Source organism: Mesorhizobium sp. M7A.F.Ca.CA.004.12.1.1 (genome assembly GCF_003997835.1).
Lineage (GTDB): Bacteria > Pseudomonadota > Alphaproteobacteria > Rhizobiales > Rhizobiaceae > Mesorhizobium.
Window position 1 is genome coordinate 1 of record NZ_RZRK01000734.1, and the last position, 3,015, is coordinate 3,015.

A 3,015-nucleotide genomic window follows, 5' to 3' on the forward strand; every position below is an offset into this window, starting at 1 on the left:
TCCTGATGCCGCGCCGCCCCCGTTGGAGGCGGATCGAAGATCGCACGGCCCGGCTAGTACTCGATCACTGGTCGGCCATCGAAGCATTGGCCGCGCATTTGCTGGTCAAGCATGATCTCCAATTCGATGAGGCTCTGACGATTGTTGCGCCGCATCTTCCGCCCATGCCAGCAGCTACGCCGCCAGAGCGTCATCCGCAGCCTGCTTGATCAGCCATTCGATGTGATTTGACCACATCTGCAACACCTCGCGCTTCTCCTTGACGTTGCTATAGAGATCGTAGATTTCGCCAATGTCTCCGGTTCGGGCTCACAGCCCGTCCATATAGCCGCCAGTCTGCTGCCTTCGAGTGGCCCATGTTGGCCGCGGCCAGGAAGTGGCGACGATTGAAAGGACAAAATCAGTTGCCGAAACTCATCGCAGGTGACGGTCTGGTGGCAATTTGGGCACATCTTGTGTCTCGTCGCCAGTAAACACGGATGCCCGGCAGGAGACTGAGCTCGCTGCCGGCGGAAATCGTAGAGCGCCAGCGACGCATTCTGATCTTTCGTCAGGCAGTCGACCGCCTTGGCATACGCCTCGGCCTCCATCTCGATCGACCTGAACCGGTATCTTGTGCGCCATCCGGACGATCTGGGAAAGCTTGGCCGGGCCGGCGCCTTCCCAGGCGCACGGGAAGAGCGACGACCCATGTGGACCTTGGATTTCACTCCGCACTTACGCTGCTTTGGCCTTGTCAGCAGCCTGAGCATAAAGCGTGCTCAGCTTTCAGGCCGAGCACTCTTCCAGTGTTGACAGCATCTGTCGTCATTCAGGATCGCCCCATTTTCGCATGCCGCTTGCAGCTTTCAGGCTGTTGTCAGCCAGGGCCGCCATAAAGGGTCTCGTTAAACAATTCAGGAGGCCGTTCCAATGATCAATCAGTTTGCGAGACTTTTTCGAGGACCAGGTATGCAGGCTTGTTTCGGGACAAAGAACTTTCTGGCGGCAACCACCGCGATGACGACGGTATTCCTGCCGGCTGTGTCTCTCGGGGTGGGTCTGGTAGCATTTCCAACTGGAGAAGCGTTGGCCGACGACCCGATTTCGATCCCGCTGGAGTATGTCGGGGAAGGCCATGACCGCCTGGGCATCTGGGCCAAGATCAACAATGGCAACGCGCAGCGATACGTATTCGACACGGGCTCGGACCAGCTCAACACGCAGATCGGGTCAGAGGTGACCGGGGTCCGCCCGATTGCCGACACGCCTTACGTATATACGTACGGGGACGGAACGTATGGTAATAAGCTTCAGAACGGGGAAATTGATAAATTTACATATGTCGATCCAGATCAAAAGATAACAATCGACGGGCCGTCTGTAAGCGATAAGAAATACCGGGCTGCTCGCATTCTCGATTTTGTCTATACCCATGCGTATTGCAAGGACAACAATCTTAAGTGCACGCCGGGATCCGTGACGGATGGACTTAAAGATATGTATGGTCAGGATCTCCAAGAACCTTATCACGCCGATAAGGAGCAGCGGGCGAAAATGACCGCTGGCAAGATGGCAGACGAAGGCGGCGATTTCGCAGGTACATTCGGGGCCGGCGATTTTCTTGGCAAGACAAGTGTCTGGGGCATGATGGGCAGTGTCACCAGGTCTGGCTACGTGGTCTCCGCCAATGTGAATCCGGATTCCGAGAGCGACCAAACGCCTGGCTGTTCCCCCTGCACGATTGTCAACCTCAATCCAAGCCTCCGGGCCCAATATACTAATGCCATGCCATGGGGAGAACCCGAGGAAAAAGATCAGGATTCTTATCAGAATTTTCCTGGCTCTGGCGCCAATGCCTCGACCGAATACGAAGGCAGCTACAATCTGCAGTACACGGTTAAGGATGGAGCCCCACCAATCACCGACCCCAACAAGACCGCGGTATTGCTCGACACCGGCACACCGGGCGGTGGCAGTCTGGAGATCAGTGATGCGATGCTGAAGCAATTTCAGGATGCGGGCGTCAAACTTAAAAATGTTCGGAGAAATGAGCAACGCGAGATCGTAAGCGCATCGGGCAACATCCCGAGCGTTACAATCGCAGGAACGGATGGCGATCCGGTAAGGCTGGACAATATCGACTTCACCTACACCAGCGGCACGACGGAACAACCCAATGACCAGACCAGTTTTGTTGCCGGTCTTGACTTCTTCAAAAACAGATCGGTCATTTTCGATCTGGAGAAGAAGTATACCGCTTATACGTCACATTTCGTCACTGCCAGCAACTTCTCTACCGATTCATCCGCACCCGAAGGGACCGGTCTGAGCAGGATAACGACGAGCATGGGGAATGAGGGCGGGTTCGGCATAGCGGGTGTCGTCTCCGGCTCCGGATCGCTGACGCTTGATACAAAGACGGTGGTCCGGATGACGAATGTCAACACCTACACCGGCGAGACGAATATTGCTCAGGATGCCTATCTCTCGCTTGCGGGGCTCGGCAACATCCAACGGTCAGCGAAAGTCGTTGCAGACGGCACGTTCGATATCTCCGAACATGGAAATGGCAGCGACTATTGGGGAATCTCCGACGCCTACAACGATGCCCGTATTCGTAGCCTGAGTGGCAGCGGAACGGTCGAGCTGGGCAAGCGTACCCTGGTGCTAACGGATTCGAACGACACGTTCGCCGGCAGCATCAACGACCTCGACGTTGATAACAATAATATGGGCGGCAAACTATTCGTTGCCGGTGGCGTGCAAACGCTGAGCGGAAAGAACAATTTTTCCGGCATGACGACGGTCGGTTCCGGCGCGGGATTGCTGCTTGCCGATACAGGTGTGCTTTCCCATGATGCGACCACGTCCGGCTTTCTCGGGAATGACGGGCAGATCGGGGGCACGGCTATCGCAAACAGCGGCGGTGTCGTCGCAGGCGGCGGCACCTACGGTGCGGTCACCATTTCCGAGGGCGGCACGGTCGCTCCTGGCAGTGCGACCGATCCGAGCAGGATCGTCACCACACTGACT

1 protein-coding gene and 1 pseudogene are annotated in these 3,015 nt (G+C 56.4%); both read left to right on the plus strand.

The features are described 5' to 3' along the window. On the plus strand, positions 1-209 hold a 209-nt coding region (locus EN984_RS38330), incomplete at its 5' end, for a hypothetical protein (RefSeq protein ID WP_206517498.1). Between the two features lie 703 nt (positions 210-912). After that, positions 913-3,015: pseudogene (locus EN984_RS28610) on the plus strand (hypothetical protein); the annotation flags it as partial.